The 16,300-nt window shown below is 41.2% G+C and carries 9 protein-coding genes; 4 read left to right on the top strand and 5 right to left on the bottom strand.

Annotation, left to right across the window (positions count from 1 at the left end):
• Positions 1-132 precede the first annotated feature (132 nt).
• The 5 genes from LOC50_RS08145 to LOC50_RS08125 form a co-directional block, all read right to left on the bottom strand.
• On the bottom strand, positions 133-2,304 hold the full coding sequence (locus tag LOC50_RS08145; RefSeq protein ID WP_036983043.1) for a M3 family metallopeptidase: 2,172 nt from the start codon (positions 2,302-2,304) through the stop codon (positions 133-135).
• Between the two features lie 293 nt (positions 2,305-2,597).
• The gene (locus tag LOC50_RS08140; RefSeq protein ID WP_036983042.1) at positions 2,598-2,864 is read right to left on the bottom strand and encodes a c-type cytochrome; all 267 of its coding nucleotides are present in this window, start codon (positions 2,862-2,864) and stop codon (positions 2,598-2,600) included.
• Positions 2,865-2,974: 110 nt separating this feature from the next.
• A complete protein-coding gene (locus tag LOC50_RS08135) occupies positions 2,975-4,087 on the bottom strand; it encodes a methyl-accepting chemotaxis protein (protein ID WP_036983041.1) in 1,113 nt (370 codons plus the stop codon).
• A gap of 465 nt (positions 4,088-4,552) precedes the next feature.
• Positions 4,553-4,942 (bottom strand): DUF2750 domain-containing protein, encoded by a 390-nt coding sequence (locus LOC50_RS08130; protein WP_036983040.1) that lies wholly within the window; start codon positions 4,940-4,942, stop codon positions 4,553-4,555.
• 64 nt (positions 4,943-5,006) lie between these two features.
• Complete coding sequence (locus tag LOC50_RS08125) at positions 5,007-5,585, bottom strand: TetR/AcrR family transcriptional regulator (RefSeq protein WP_036983039.1); 579 nt, start codon at positions 5,583-5,585, stop codon at positions 5,007-5,009.
• Between the two features lie 156 nt (positions 5,586-5,741).
• Between LOC50_RS08125 and LOC50_RS08120 the strand changes: the two genes are divergently transcribed.
• The 4 genes from LOC50_RS08120 (at position 5,742) to recD (ending at position 16,289) form a co-directional block, all read left to right on the top strand.
• Positions 5,742-6,785 carry an alkene reductase gene (locus LOC50_RS08120; RefSeq protein WP_036983038.1) on the top strand — a complete coding sequence of 348 codons (1,044 nt, stop codon included), beginning with the start codon at positions 5,742-5,744 and terminating at the stop codon, positions 6,783-6,785.
• A gap of 636 nt (positions 6,786-7,421) precedes the next feature.
• Positions 7,422-10,721, top strand: a complete 3,300-nt coding sequence (recC, locus tag LOC50_RS08115) for an exodeoxyribonuclease V subunit gamma (protein WP_036983037.1) — start codon at positions 7,422-7,424, stop codon at positions 10,719-10,721.
• Positions 10,708-14,274 (top strand): exodeoxyribonuclease V subunit beta, encoded by a 3,567-nt coding sequence (recB, locus tag LOC50_RS08110; protein ID WP_250653031.1) that lies wholly within the window; start codon positions 10,708-10,710, stop codon positions 14,272-14,274. The genes recC and recB overlap by 14 nt, the downstream gene beginning before the upstream one ends.
• Complete coding sequence (gene recD, locus LOC50_RS08105) at positions 14,271-16,289, top strand: exodeoxyribonuclease V subunit alpha (RefSeq protein WP_036983033.1); 2,019 nt, start codon at positions 14,271-14,273, stop codon at positions 16,287-16,289. Before recB ends, recD begins: the two co-directional genes overlap by 4 nt.
• The last annotated feature ends 11 nt before the right edge of the window (positions 16,290-16,300 follow it).

Genomic DNA, 16,300 nt, shown 5'->3' with positions numbered 1-16,300 from the left:
AAGTGGGGGGCGTTTTGCTGCTGGGCAATTATTAATACCCATAAAAATGGCTGAGGGGCGTTTGAAGTTTAATGTAATAGCATAAAGCAGAGCTTAATGGCTATGTAGCCATCAAGCTCTACTAACAGCTTGTTATTCAACCGTGGCTGTTAAACCACGACGTTTAAGTAAGGCTGATGTGTCTGGCTCTTGGCCACGAAATGCTTTAAACGATTCCATCAGGTCACGCGAGTTACCGACTTCTAAAATTTCTTTACGGTATTTGTCACCTAGTTCACGTTTTAAGCCACCTTGCTCTTGTACATAAGCAAAAGCGTCAGCTGCTAAAATTTCACTCCACATGTAGGCATAGTAGCCTGCAGAGTAACCGCCACCCATTGAATGAGAAAAGAATGCAGACTTATAACGCGGCGGCACAAATGGCACGTTAACGCCGTGTTTTGTTAAAACATCTTGCTCAAATTTTTCAATATCTTGCAGTGGGGCATCTGCCGGTAATGAATGCCATTCCATATCTAATAAAGCGGCAGATACATATTCTAATGTATCAAAACCTTGGTTAAAGCTTCTTGATTTAATTACTTTTTCAAGTAATTCATCCGGAATCGGCTCGCTTGTTTGATAATGTTTAGCATAGTTAGCAATTACTTCAGAGTGCATTGCCCAATCTTCTTCAAACGTAGACGGGAATTCAACAAAGTCTCTTGATACTGACGTACCAGATAAGGTTGGGTATTTTACTTTTGAAAGCATACCGTGCAGACCATGGCCAAGCTCATGGAACATAGTGGTTGTTTCATCGTAGCTAATAAGTGTTGGCTCACCTTTGGCGCCTTTTTGAATGTTCATAACATTCACGACAACAGGTTTTTGCCCATGCAAACCAGACTGTTTAACAAACGAGCTCATCCATGCGCCGCCACGTTTACCTTCACGCGCAAAATAATCAGCAAAAAAGATAGCTAGGCTTTCACCATTTGCGTCAAATACTTCATATGCTTTTACATCTGGGTGATACACAGGTAGATCGTTACGTGGCTTAAATGTAATGCCATACAAACGATTCATGGTAAAGAATACACCGTCTTCTAATACACGGTTAAACTCAAAATATTCTTTTACTGCTTTTTCATCAAGGTTGTACTTATCTTGACGTACTTGCTCAGCATAATATAACCAATCCCATGGTTTAAGTTCGAACTGCTCTGCAGATGCATTTATTTTTTCTTGAATATCGGCAGCTTCTAACGCTACATTTTGAGTTAGCCTTGGCACCATGCTAGCAAACATATCAAATACAGCTTGTGGTTTTTTAGCCATTTGCGACTCTAAACTAAATTCAGCCCAGCTGTTGTAGCCAAGTAGCTTTGCTTTTTGTGCTCTTAATTTAACTAGTTGCGCAACAATGTCGCGATTACTAAATTCACCATCTAGCGCGCGTTCTGAAGATGCACGCCACACTTTCTCGCGTAAATCACGGTTTTGTAATGAAGCTAAAACAGGCTGGCGAGTGGTATTGGTGATTTTAATTAAATACTGCCCTTCGTGGCCGGCTTCTGTGGCTGCATTAGCAAATTGTTCAATTTGACCTGCCGATAAGCCAGCTAACTCTTTTTGGTCTTTTACGATGACAACATTACTTTTACTTAGCGCAAGTAAGTTTTGTGAAAACTGTGTCGTTAAAGTTGATAGCGATGAGTTAATATCACGTATTTGCTGCTTTTGTTCATCATTAAGCTGAGCGCCTGAGCGTACAAAACGTTTATAGTAAACGTCTAATAGTCGTGTTTCTTGCGCTGTTAATGCTAAAGAGTCTGTTTTTTCAAAAAGTGTGGCTACTTTTTTAAATAACGCATCATTTAAAAAGATGTTGTCTCTGTGCGCTGCAAGCTTTGGTGCAAGTTCTTTTTGAAGCTCACGACGCGCTGGGTTTGAGCTAGAGCCTGCAAGGTTGTAAAAAATGCTGCTTGCACGCGTTAATAACTCGCCACTTTGCTCAAGTGCCACGATGGTGTTTTCAAAAGTCGTAGGGGCTGTATTATTAATAATGTCTTGTACTTGCGCCATTTGCTGCGCCATACCTTGATTAAAGGCAGGTAAAAAATGCTCATCTTTGATGACTGCAAAGTCAGGGGTTTCGTACTGTAGTGTGCTTTTTTCTAATAATGGGTTGGTAGCTTGTTGTGCTTGCGCTGAAATACTTTGCGCAGTAGTTTGCTGTTTGTTGTCAGCGTTTACATTTGGCTCAGAGCAGCCCGAAAGTAATAACGCAGAGCTGATTGCCGTGGCGAGTAAAGTTTTCATATTTACATTCTCTTATTATTGTAACCTGTCGTTACCTTGTCATTAATCATGTAAGAGTACGTTGACTTAAATGTAACTACACTTAGGTTGCGATAAAGTCTTAATTAACTGCGACGAGCTGTTAATTTATATGCCCCATAGTACATTTTTTGACGAGCGAGTAAAATATAAAGCAGTAAATAGGAGGGGCGTTGAGTGACTTAAATACGCCAGCGATGCTTAATTTATTTACTTATCTAGTTATTTATCGACGCACGTCTTTTGGTGCGCCACCTTTTGGCCAGTCATCCGCTTTACAGTGGCTGACCTTTCATTGAGCGTTGAAAACAGCCATTAATTCTGTCTTCAATGGTGTTTATTTTTGCATTACGTGAACGATACTTTGGATATACCACATTCATGCCCACATAAGGCGCGGCTTTGGCTACACGCCCTTCATTAAGATGGTAAGTGCTACAATTGAGCTTATTATTTACGTTATTGGGAAGTTGTTTATAGGTATCAATAATTAATAAGCGCCCATAACGAATTAAATCCGACTTTTGATTATTGAACAGCATTGCTTAGGTGGAGGTGTCATTAGTTTGTGATTAATTTATATAAGTTTGGTATGCATAGCCAAATGATTATGAATCATAACGCTATGCAAAGTGAGGTTTTTTTGACTATTTTATTTACAGTTATAATCCATAATTTTGTGTGATAAAGCGCTAAGTATGTCCGCTACTTTAAAACTTGCTTGCTCCATAAGAGATACTTTTTCTACAGCAGTATTGATATCGCCTAATTGGAATGCTTCTAAAGCAGCAAAGCCATTCTTATGGACATCTTCATGTGGTTGCTCTAATGCTTTAAAGTCGTTAATGCTTGAATATTTTAATGCACCTTCACCTTGGTAATACCATTTACCTAAACGACACATGGTATGATCAGAAAAGTCTTCTGCAGTCTTATTTGATTGGCCTAAAATGACTTTATAAATATCGTATTTCCATACAATGTGATCCATTTTTACTGTTTGAATAAATGCATCGGCACTTGAATTAACAATAACGCTATACATATTTTGTGATAGTTCAACCACCTTTTTAGCGGTAGCATCAATTTCTGATGAGCTATTTGCAATGCCATTACTTTCTTCGCTAACGCTAGTAATGTTAGTTACAACGCTTTGCATTTGCTCATTGACCTTAGCTATTAAATTAGAGATCTCGTTAGATGCATCAGAAGAGCGCTGAGCGAGCGTTCTTACTTCATCTGCCACAACAGCAAAGCCTCGTCCTTGTTCTCCGGCTCTAGCGGCCTCGATGGCCGCATTAAGTGCAAGTAAATTTGTTTGATCAGAAATCCCTTTAATTATGTTTACAAAATCATTAATTCCGGTTGTTACTGACTGCAATTCTTTAACGGATTTAGTGGCTGATTTTGTATCTCTTGAGATATTATGTGTTGACGATGAAGTCGTTGCTAACATATCTAAAATTGTATCAAGTAATTCTTGGGATGACTTAAATGACGTAATATCATTAATTAGTTTATGTGAAGTTGAGGCTAAGCTTTCTCTGATGTCACTCATTAAATAAGATGACTGTAATGATAAGGTGTTTAATTCACGCTGTTTTACAAAGGCTGTATTGTTTGCTATTTCATTGTCGTTTAGTTGTGATTGCTCGCTGTTTGCTGCTAACAATTGCGCCTCAAGTTTTTCATTGGTTTTTTTTAATTGCATTAACTCGTTATTTAACTCATTAATTTTGTTTTTATATTTTGAATTGAACAGCATGTAGACCCCAATTTAAACACAGAAAATAAACGTATATTTTTTATTAAATTTACCTGAACATTGATTACTTTATTCGATTTTTTACAGGGGTGGAATTGACGTCCACCCAAGTCGATTTTTATAAAAGTAAGTTACAACACTATAATAAATGCTTTATAACCTTTTGGTAAATAAACTTTTCTTTTAATGCTTAAGGGCCTGTTTATCTTTCGAGGTTGAATTTTCAGCAGTCTGTTTGGTAATTAGGCAAGGCAGAGCCTATGTAGTGTGGTTGTTCCCCATAAATAGGCGATAACGTAGCGTAAATGCCAAACAGGCGCTGCCCGAAGGGTTTCTGCCTAGGGGTCATTTACTCTTTGTTGCTCGGTTTTTACTTAGCCCACTAGGTTACAAACCTCGCGCCGCGATTAAATGGCCCCTAGATTGAACAAATTTTAATCCTGAAAGGTTAACAGGCCCTAAAATTTAATACTTCCTAATTGATTTACTCAACTGGGCTTGAAACTCATCAGGGAATAAAATTGTGCCGTCGTCTTCTTCGGTAGGGAACACGGCCACCAGTAAGTCGTCTTCTTCAAGACCAGGTGTCCAGCGGCTAAACCAATCTGCAGTTGGAATTGCTTTAGGTGTACATCCTTGCCATTCGCCGGTTGCCCAGGCTTGTGCGAATTCTCGTGTTGGCCATACCGGCACGCAATCGTCGTCCTCGTTAGTGAGCATTACGCAGCCGTCGTCATCGTTTAAAATCCACACTTGCTTAAATTGCTGCACGGTTTCGTACATGTATGCGAGTCGTTTTTTTGCGCCAAGGCCTAAAATTACGTCGTCTTGCTTTGATAAATTGTCAGTGGTCATTTTTGGCTCTCTCTCACTGTGGAGTATACAAAGAGCAGCGAGCTGCTGCGCTTTAAAATTTAGTTTAGCTGATGGCTGCTAGTAGCTCATTGGCTAGTTGGTTTAGTGCGTCGGGGTCTTGGTTTGTTAATGCGTAGGTGCGTAATCCATATATACCCATAACACAAAATCGTGCCAGCTCTATGGCACTTCGGCCATTGGTAATTTCTTTATTATCAATTGCTTTTTGTAACTGCTGCGCAAAGGCATGCTCATATGCAGTTAAATTAGTACGCAATACGTGGCAAATTTGTGGTTCGTTACCCTCTACCTCGCTAATGCTTTTTGTGAGTAGGCACACTTTGGTTGCTTCACCGTCAACGCATTCTTGCACAATGATATTAAGGTATTGTTTCAGCGTATCTAAAATACAACTGCTGTGCTCAAACAGCGCCGTAAACTGTGTATTGCGATCGGTTTGGTATTGCTCAGTAGCGGCTAAAAAAATGCCTTTTTTACTTCCAAATGCCGCGTATAACGAGCCCGGATGTAAATGGGTGGCTTGAGTCAGTTTTTGCATACTGGTTTTTGCATAGCCATGAAGCATAAACATGGCCATAGCTTGGCGCAGTACAAACTCTGTATCAAATTCTGCAGTTCTCATAATGACTCTTTTAGTGGAGAGAGTAGTAATGAATAAATTTATTTTTCTTAGGCTTAGGTGGAGTTTACGCAATCTTAAACAAAGTTTCAAAATTATACTTGAATATTCATTCAAGTGACCTTATCTTGAATGTACATTCAATAAAGGATAAACATTATGTCGATTGACTTACTTTCACCTTTTAAATTAAATAACAGCATAGAACTGCAAAACCGCGTACTTATGGCACCAATGACCCGTTGTATGGCAGATGACAATTTAGTGCCAACACAAGCCATGGTTGATTACTACGCTCGCCGTGCTGATGTAGGCTTAATTATTAGTGAAGGCATTATTATCCGTGCTGATGCTCAAGGTTATCCAAATACACCTGGGCTTTTCACTAGCGAACAAATTCAAGGTTGGAAAAAAGTCACTGATGCAGTACATGCCAATGGCGGAAAAATGTTTGCACAACTATGGCATGTTGGCCGTGTTGCTCACCCTCACTTTTTTGGTGGTGATGTTTTGGCGCCATCTGCAATAGGGGTTGAAGGTTCAGTACCGCGTATGCGCGAGCTAACTTATATTACGCCAAAAGCTGCCACTAAAGATGATATTAAAGGCTTAGTGGCCGATTACGCTAAAGCCGCAGAAAATGCGATGGAAGCGGGTTTTGACGGCGTGGAAATTCATGGTGCTAATGGCTATTTAATTGACCAATTTTTACATTATGCGGCAAATAAACGTGATGACGAGTACGGCCAAACACCAGAAAACATGTCGCGCTTTGCACTGGAAGTAACCGATGCAGTTATTAATGTAGTAGGCAATGAACGCACCGCAATACGTTTAACGCCAGGTGCTTATTTTAATATGAGCGAAGACAATCGCGATAAAGCAGTATTTGACTACTTATTACCAGAGCTTGAAAACCGCAAGTTAGCTTATTTACATGGCGGTATTTTTGACGACAGCATGCGTTTTGATTCACTAGAAGGTAAATCAACCTCTGAATTTTTACGAGCTGGTTATGCAAGTACCTTTGTGGGGGTAGGTAGTTATAGTTTTGAAACTGCCAAAGAAGCGATTAACGACAATAAATTTGATTTAATTGCTATTGGTCGCCCGCTAATTGCTAACCCAGATTACATTAGCAAAATTAAAAACGGCGAAGAAGTCACAGCTTACAGTGATGAAATGCTAGCTGAATTGAAATAGCAGCTAATTTAGTAAAAACCATAGGACACTCATGGACAACTTTGAGTGTCTTTTTTTATACATTTATTTGCCATAATTTACTCATAATTGTTTAATCTTGCTGTCAATAAAATTGCCCCTCGTTGTCATATTTAAAAAATAGACTGTGCCCGCTTTCATCATTACCTTTTATAATTAGAAACCTGCTATTTCATTAAAGCTTAAAGGCATTGATGGGCAAGTTATTATGCAAAGTGACTTTAGTCTTTCAAGTATTAGTCCTTATAAATAGCATCACCATTTAAATAACCTGAACTCTGGTTAAGAGATTTACTAACATATTGAATCAAAATGATATTTATGTTTATTTTCTCTAGCTAGAGATTTTTAGTGAAAACAAGGCGAAATTACGCGTCAATAGCTAGCCTATTGCAAGTAAATTCAACGCAGTTAGCGCTGAAAATAGCTGCTTGAGATGGATTTATTATCCACAGTTCAGGTTAAATAATAAACGCACTGCGGTTAAAGCTGTGCGTTTAAAAGTTCATCTATCGGCGGGCTAACTTGCTGATTTATTAACGCCAATGTCTTCTTAGCGCTACCGCTTAAATTGAAAATATCATACACTGGCTTTATCTCAATTAAGGCTGGTATCGTATGCTCAATATTTTTCAATCAAACCGTATGGAAGCCCTGCAAGCGCAGTTTCATCAGCTATTAAAAATAAACCCATTGCAAAGCCCATTTGATAAAGAAGTGGTGTTAGTGCAATCGCCGGGTATGTCGCAGTGGCTAAAAATTGGTTTAAGTGAAAATTTAGGCGTGGCTGCGCAGGTAGACTTTCCGCTGCCGTCGAGCTTTATTTGGCAGTTGTACCAGCAACTATTGCCAAACGTGCCTAAAGAGTCGGCGTTTAATAAACCGAACCTTGCTTGGAAACTGTTTGCAATTTTACCTACTTGTATTGACGAGCCACTGTATTTACCCCTAAAAACCTATTTAGAGGGGGATATTGACGGCCAAAAAACCTTTGCCCTATGTGAAAAAATAGCCGATGTGTACGACCAATATTTAATGTATCGCCCCCATTGGATAGCCAAATGGGATAGCGGTGTTGATACGCTTGACGATGTTGATGTAAGCATTGCTCCTTGGCAACCCGATTTGTGGCGCCGCCTTGTCAAATTAAGCAAACAGCTAGGGCAAAGTCAATTTCACCGCGCCAACATGCAAGGACAATTACTCAGCGCCCTTGAGAGTATGGATAGCAGCTTATTGCCAAAGCGTATTAGCCTATTTGGTATATCTGCTATTGCCAGCTCACAGCTTGATGTGTTTGAAGCCTTGAGTAAAAAAACTGAGGTGTTTTTATTCTTTTTTAACCCCAGCGAGCATTATTGGGGCGATATAATCGATGAAAAAACAGCGGCTAAAATAAACGCTAAATACGCCAAAATGCCGCTGGTGGAAGCGCAGCAAAAAAAGCAAACGAATCCTGATGAAGAATACTATTTTATTGGTAATCCGTTGTTGTCGTCGTGGGGTAAACTCGGCCGCGATTATTTTGAGCAACTGGTGCAGCTTGATGCCCGTTGGATTGATGGTTTTATTGATGCGTTTGACGATACCTTACTTGGGCAAGTGCAAAGCGAAATATACCAACTTGCCTTTAAAGGTGAATCGCTTACCGATAACAAAGAATGGTTTATAAACGATGAGGGTAAACTGCCCATAAGTGCACACGATACCAGCATTACGTTAAGTGACTGCCACACACCATTAAGGGAAGTCGAGCGCCTGCACGACTACTTACTCAATTTGTTTAATCAAAACCCAACGCTTACCCCCAAAGATATCATTGTGATGATGCCTGATGTAGGTACTTATAGCCCTTACATTGAGGCCGTTTTTGGTGGTGCGCAGGGCAGCCGATTTATACCATACGCCCTTGCCGATTTAGCCATAGAGCAAGAAAAACCAGTACTGAGCTCGTTTGCCAGTTTAGCTAATTTACCGTTTTCGCGCTTTGGCGTGTCGGATATTCTTGATTTATTACAGGTTACGCAAATTGCCGAAAAATTTGGCCTAGAAGCCCATGAATACGAGCAAATACATTATTGGCTTGAGCGAGTAGGGGTAAAGTGGGGTATAAACGCTGAGCATAAACAAAGCTTTGATTTACCCGCCATTGATTTAAATACCTGGCAACATGGCTTGAACCGTTTATTACTGGGGATTGCCATGCGCGACGAACAGTGCCCATTTAATGGTATTTACAGCGCCGATGAAGTAGAAGGTATGGCGCTTGATACTCTCAATAAGCTGGTGCATTTTATTGATGTGCTTCAAGACTTTAAAGCGAAACTCACCCCTGATGATACGCTTTCTAATAAAGCCCATATACTAAGTGAGCTACTCAATGCTGTGTATGAGAGCGAAAGCGATGATAGCTGGGATTTATTACTGCTGCAAAAGGTGCTCGAAGACATTGCGAAGCACCACGACAACGGCGACTACAGTAAAGCCGTTTCGCAGCGCATAGTGAGCTATCTAATAAAACAAGGTATACAAGAAAAAGGTGTAGGTCAGCGCTTTTTAGTAGGACAAGTGAACTTTTGTACTCTCATGCCCATGCGCGCCGTCCCTTTTAAAGTGGTGTGTATGCTAGGCTTAAACGATGCCGATTACCCGCGCACGGTGCAGCCAATCGGATTTGATTTAGTGCCGTATTCTAAAAAGCAAAAAGGTGACCGTTCACGTAAACTCGATGACCGTTACCTCTTTTTAGAAGCGCTCTTAAGTGCTCGAGATAATTTATATATGAGCTACATTGGTCGCTCATGTTTTGACAACCAGCCGCGCATGCCATCAACGCTTGTCAGTGAGCTTTTAGAATACATAGGCCGCAGTTTTAAACTTAGCGAACCCAGTGATAAATCCTTGCCAGATTGCCTTATTAGCCAACAACATTTACAACCTTTTAATAGTCAGTATTATTTGCCAGCTAGCACTGAACAGGCGGGAGTAAATAATCACAGCTATAACCCAATTTGGCTGCCTAGCGAGGCTATTGAGCCTAAAGCAATCACTGCGCTTGATGTAACGCCCCCAGAGCTACTTGATCTTGATGTGTTTATTCGTAGTGTATGCCATGCCCAAGAGAGCTTTTATCAACAAAGTTTAGGGTTACGCTTGCCGCAATTTAACGATATAGCGAAAGACGAAGAACCGTTTAGCTTAGATGCGCTGCGCCGTTATTTTTACCTTGACGAAATACTTGAAGCAAACATTAACAATACGCCGCTCAGTACCAAGCAAATCCTGCAGCGCGGTGAGTTGCCCCAAGCCAATGTAGGCAGCTTAATTTATGAGGGTATGCAGCACCGAGTTGATGCGCTTGCAGGGCAAGTAAAAGAGCAAATAAAAGCCGGTAAAAGCGAACCGATAGAAGTGTTACTTGCGCTTGAAAATACCACCATTGAAGGCTGGCTTAACCATGTGTATATGCAAAAACAAGTGTTTTACCGCAGTGCCAGTATTAAAGCCAAAGATTTAATAAAAGGCTTTCTTTATCACCTGGCAGCTCAAAGCATGCAACAAGAGGTTGAAACCTTATTACTGGGTTTAGATAAACAAATTAGCTTTGCCCCTATGAGCAAAGCCAATGCTGACTTGCTGCTTGCAGATTGGTTTGAACTATACAAAGCACTGCGAAATGCGCCGGTGGCGTTTTTTCCGGTGAGCGGTTATGAATACGTGAAAAGCGGTGGCGACATGGCAAAAGCTAACAGTAAATTTAGCCCACAGTATATTGGCCCAGGTGAAGGGGAGAATCCCTATATTCGTTTAACGGTGCAATCGCTCAATGATTGCCAAGAGGAGTTTATTAAGTGGAGCGAAAAATTACTCGCCCCGTTATTTGAGCATGCCAAGGAGAGTGACTATGCAAGCGCTTAACCCACTCACTATGCCTTTATCAGGCCAAAGTTTGATAGAAGCCAGTGCGGGTACAGGTAAAACCTACACGATCACGGGTTTGTATTTACGCTATTTATTAGGCATGCAAATACCCGGTGAGCTGAGTACGCCATTGAGTGTTGAGCAAATTTTGGTGGTTACCTTTACCGATGCTGCAACACAAGAAATTAAAGACCGGGTACGCAGCCGTATTATTGCCGCGCGCGATGCCTTATTGGGGCAACAGCCAAACGATGAATTAATAGAAGGTGTAATAGCCGCAGTAGATGATAAACATCGTGCGTTTGACTTACTCGATGCAGCAGCTAAATCAATGGATGAGGCGGCTATTTTTACCATTCATGGTTTTTGTCAGCGGATGCTAAAACAACATGCGTTTGAGTCGGGGGTCGCGTTTAACTTAGAGTTTATTTTAGATGAGCGCGAGATACTGCTTGAGACCATAAAAGATTTTTGGCGCGCGTTTGTCTACCCGCTTAATAAGCAAAGAACAGATGCGATTTTAGAGGTGTTTGCCGCACCTGAATCATTATTTAGCCAAGTAAGCAGTATTTTAAATAAAGCTAACGCCGAAATAACGCCGCAAATAAATTTAGAGGATGTGTGGCAAGCGCGAGATGAATATTTAGAGCTTATACCCGCTTTTAAAAAAACGTGCCTAGAGCAAGAGTTTATTGGTGCTGTTAAAGCATCCGATTTAAGTGGCTCAAAAACACCCGGGCGAAAAGGCAGTTTAGCGGCGCTTGAAGCATTTTGCTTAGGCAATGATGACTTTTTTGAATTTGGTACTAACAAATATTCGTTTGAGGTTTGGAGCAGCGAGAATTTAAGTAATACCGCTAATTATAAAAAAAATGGCACATTACTGACGCATCCACTTATTAGCCAATTCGATGCCTTAGCCGCACTTAACAATACCATTAAACAAGGGCTAAAAATTGCGATAGTGCAATATGCGGCGAGTTGGGTAAAAGCGGCCATAGTTAAACGCAAACAAGAACAAAGCGTGATCACGCCTGATGACCTACTCACTAATTTACATACAGCCCTTAATAGTGAGCAGGGTGACGTATTGTCGCAAAAAATTGCGCAGTTATTTCCGGTGGCAATGATTGATGAGTTTCAAGACACCGACCCTATTCAGTACGGTATTTTTAGTAAAATTTATGCTCAAAGCAATACCACTTTAGCCATGATAGGCGATCCCAAACAAGCTATTTATGGCTTTAGGGGCGCAGATATATTTACCTACATTGGTGCCAAAGAGGCCGTAGAGCAGTCGCAACAATTTACATTGGGCACTAATTTTCGCTCCAGCAGTGATATCGTCAACAGTGTAAATAGCTTGTTTGGTAAATACGACAACAGCTTTATTTATAACGATGCCATTCCTTTTAATAAAGTGAAAGCCAAGGGTAAAAAAGCCGAAGATACATTTTTAATTGATGGCAAACCGGCCACCGCCTTTGAATTTAATGTGTTTGTGGATGAAGCCGGCGATGAAAAAGCCAAGCCGACCAGTAAAGGCGTAGGGCAAGCACATTTAGCCACCCATTTTGCTAATAAAATAGTTACTTTACTTGAGCAGGCAAACCAAGGAATAGCCTGTATTGGCAGTACGCCGGTAAGCGCTGCTGATATTTGTATTTTGGTGCGCGACCGCGTTGAAGCGCAAATAATGAAGCAGGCCTTGAGCAAAGCCAATATTGCCAGCGTGTATTTGTCTCGTGATAGTGTATTTAGCCAAGAGCTAAGCCACCATTTACTCAACTTTTTAACCGCATTGCACGGCCAGTACGACGAGTCACTTCTACGTGGTGTACTCGCAGGGCCATTATTCTGTTTAAGTTATAACGATATTTTTGCTTTGGCCGATGATGAAAATGCATGGCAAGAACATTTAAACTTTTTTGCTCAACTTAGCCATATTTGGCATAAGCAAGGGGCTATGGCGATGCTTGAGCGCTTACTAAGTCATAATCAACTCAGTGCCAAATGGCAAGGCTTGGGCTATAACGTAGAACGTTGGCTTACCGATTTTAGACACCTTGGCGAAATACTGCAGCAAAAACAAATAGAGCTTGAAGGGACACTTCGTTTGTTGCGTTGGTTTGCGCAAAAGGTGAGCCAGCAAGATGGCGAAACAGTGCAAGTACGTTTAGAGAGCGACGCAAACTTGGTTAAAATTGTCACTATGCATGCCTCAAAGGGGCTTGAATATCCATTGGTATTTATGCCCTTTGCCAGTGGCTATCGTGAAACTAAAGACGCGCTTTATCACCATAACGGCAAGTTAATTTTTGATTTAAGTAAAGGCGAAGACGCCTTGCAACAAGCAGAGCAAGAGCGCCTAGCCGAAGATTTACGCCTATTGTATGTCGCATTGACCCGTGCAGTGCATTTTTGTGCCTTGGGTGTATATAACATCGGGCAAGGGCAAAGTAGCCGCTTAGCGATTCAAAGTAGTGCGCTTGGGCATGTGTTGTTCTCAGGGTTAGCGTTAACCAGCAGCCAAACATGGCGCACTCATTTAAGTGAGTTTTGTGATGCCAATGATTCGATGGAATATTTGCAATTTACCTCGGGTGAATTACTCGAGCAGGGCATACTTCGCTTTAATAATGAACACGTTAAAAAGCAGGCGCTGAGTATTAATACTGTAACCACGCAGATTGAACGCGATTGGCGGGCAACCAGTTTTAGTGCTTTAAGCTTTAAAAAGCATACTGACCAACTGGCACCTGGGCGCAGCGATGAAGATCATCAAAGAGATGAGTTTGCGGTGCAACAAGATGAACTTCTCTCACCGTATAATTTTCCAAAAGGTGCAAAACCAGGAAGTTGCTTACACGAAATATTCGAGCAACTTGATTTTACCAGCCCGCTTGTTCACCCCTCAAATCCAGAGCAAAACTTATCGGCAGTAATTAAACGTGCTTTTGAAAAATACCACATTAGTGAACAATGGCAGCCAATAACCGAACAATGGATACTCGATGCGCTTAATTGCCCATTAAATAGTGAAAATAATTTAAGCTTGAGTCAATTATCACCGAGAGATTGTCTTGTTGAAATGGAGTTTAACTTACCGCTTGCTAGCCTAAGTGCGCCTAAACTCAACGAAATGCTGATTAAACACTTTGCTTTTAGCCAAAGCAAACTTGAATTTGCCCATGTAAAAGGCTTACTAAAAGGCTTTATAGATTTAATTTTTTGTTACCAAGGCAAGTATTATATTTTAGATTATAAATCGAATTATTTGGGCAGTACCCCCGCAGATTATGAGCCAGAGCAGCTTGAGCAAGCCATGACCAGCCACCAATACCATTTACAGTATTTAATTTATACCGTAGCGCTGCATCGATTGCTTAAACAGCGTATTCCTGATTATGCCATAGAGACGCATTTAGGCGGCGTGTATTATACCTTTTTACGCGGTATGCCAGCGGGTGAAGGGGTGTACTTTAAACAGTTAAGTGCAGAGCAAGTTATTATTTTAGATGGTTTGTTTAGCCAAGGAGCGATGCTATGAGTGATTTAAACCAACAACCCGGTTTGTTTGATGACTTTGACAACGCGCCTGTTGATGAGTCGGCGTTACTCAATGAACAACTAGCGGACCCTGTAACTCAAACACCTAAAGTTGTGCCGCTGCTTAGCTATTTAACTGAGCAGCACCGCGTACGTGTTGTGGATGTAAAGCTGGCTGAATTAGTCAGTGGTAACAATACTGAACATGATTATGACGAGCTATTTTATATTATTTTAATGCTGTGTTTATCGCAGCAAAGCCAGCATAGTTGTTTAACTCTAACAGAGGTTGATTGGGCTAATCCGTTTAATTTACGCCAAAGCGACTTTACTAAGTTAGAAGGTACCGTACCTGACACTCTCACCCCATTTAGTGACGATTTTACGACTGAGGCGGCAATAAATTACTTACACGCGCATAACAGTGTGGGGGATCACAAGCCGCTGCAATTGTTTAATCAGCGGTTGTATTTTTCCCGTTTAGCAGGGTATGAGCAAACCTTAGCGCAACGATTACTGGCAATGAGTGAGCGACAACTCAATATTGATGATGAAGTCCTTACTGAGTTATTAACTCGCTACTTTCCTGATGATCCAACGCTTGATATTGATTGGCAAAAGGTCGCTTGTGCCATTGCTGCAACAAAGGGCTTTAGTGTGATCACCGGTGGGCCTGGCACAGGTAAAACCACCACGGTGACAAAGCTGTTAGCCATTTTACAGTCGTTATATCAGGCTGCACCATTGAGCATAAAATTAGTGGCACCGACCGGTAAAGCAGCGGCACGACTAACAGAGTCAATTTTAGGGGCTAAAAATAAGCTCACAGAAATACCGGCTGATATTAATGCGTTGATCCCGCAAAGTGCGCAAACTATTCATCGTTTGTTAGGAGTTAAGCCATTTACCAATAAATTCAGGCACGATAAAAGCAATCCGTTGCATGTTGATGTATTGATTATTGATGAGGCCAGTATGGTCGATTTATCGCTCATGGCCAAATTAATTGAGGCTCTACCAGCGCATGCCCGATTGATTTTACTTGGCGATAAAGACCAACTCGCCTCGGTTGATACCGGCAGTGTAATGAGTGATTTATGCCAAGGTTTAGTGCTTGGACAAACACCGCAGTATTCAAAAGCACGCTGTGAGCAATTAAATAAGGTGTGTTTTAATGGCACTGCTAAACTTGGCGTGCAAACTCAGAGTGAGTTTAAACTGGCTGACTGCATTGCCTTTTTACAACATAGTTATCGCTTTGATGCCCAAAGTGGTATAGGCCAGTTGGCTTTGGCTGTTAATACCAATGATCGAGGAATATTAAATTATGTTGAACAACACAGTACGCAAGGGCATTTTAGCGATGTTATTTTAGACTACGATTTTGTCTCTACCCCGATTGAAAAGCTTATAAACAGCGCGGCAAGTCACTACGGTGATTATTTAACACTGATTGCCCAAGGAGCGAGTGTTGCCAAAGTGCATGAGGCTTTTGCCCGCTATCAATTACTTGCAGCAGTGCGTGAGGGCGATTACGGCGTTAATAGTTTAAATCAGCGTATTGAGCGTGTATTGCAACAGCAAGGGTTAATTAGCGTTAACCCTAATCAGCGACATTACACGGGTATGCCTATTATGATTAGCCAAAACGATTATCAACTTAAACTTTTTAACGGCGATATAGGTATTTTGATGCCTGATGACAGTGGCCAACTCAAAGCACTGTTTATTGATGAGCAGGGTAATGAACGTGCATTTTCACCTGCACGACTCCCAGCGCACGATAAAGTGTATGTTATGACCATTCATAAATCGCAAGGCTCAGAGTTTAGTTACACTGCTATGGTATTGCCACCACTTAAACAAGCAAACGTCGGTATTAACCGGCAATTAGTGTATACCGGTATTACCCGTGCAAAGCAGACCTTTGAGCTGGTAGCAGATAAAAAAGTGCTGCAACTGGCGATGGGTAAAAGTGTGTCACGGGCATCAGGACTCTATGAGCGATTAGTGTAACGCAATACTTA

Source organism: Pseudoalteromonas sp. SCSIO 43095 (assembly GCF_023650455.1).
GTDB lineage: Bacteria > Pseudomonadota > Gammaproteobacteria > Enterobacterales > Alteromonadaceae > Pseudoalteromonas > Pseudoalteromonas tetraodonis.
Note: the sequence above shows the minus strand (reverse complement) of the source record. Positions and strands in the feature narration are given on the sequence as shown.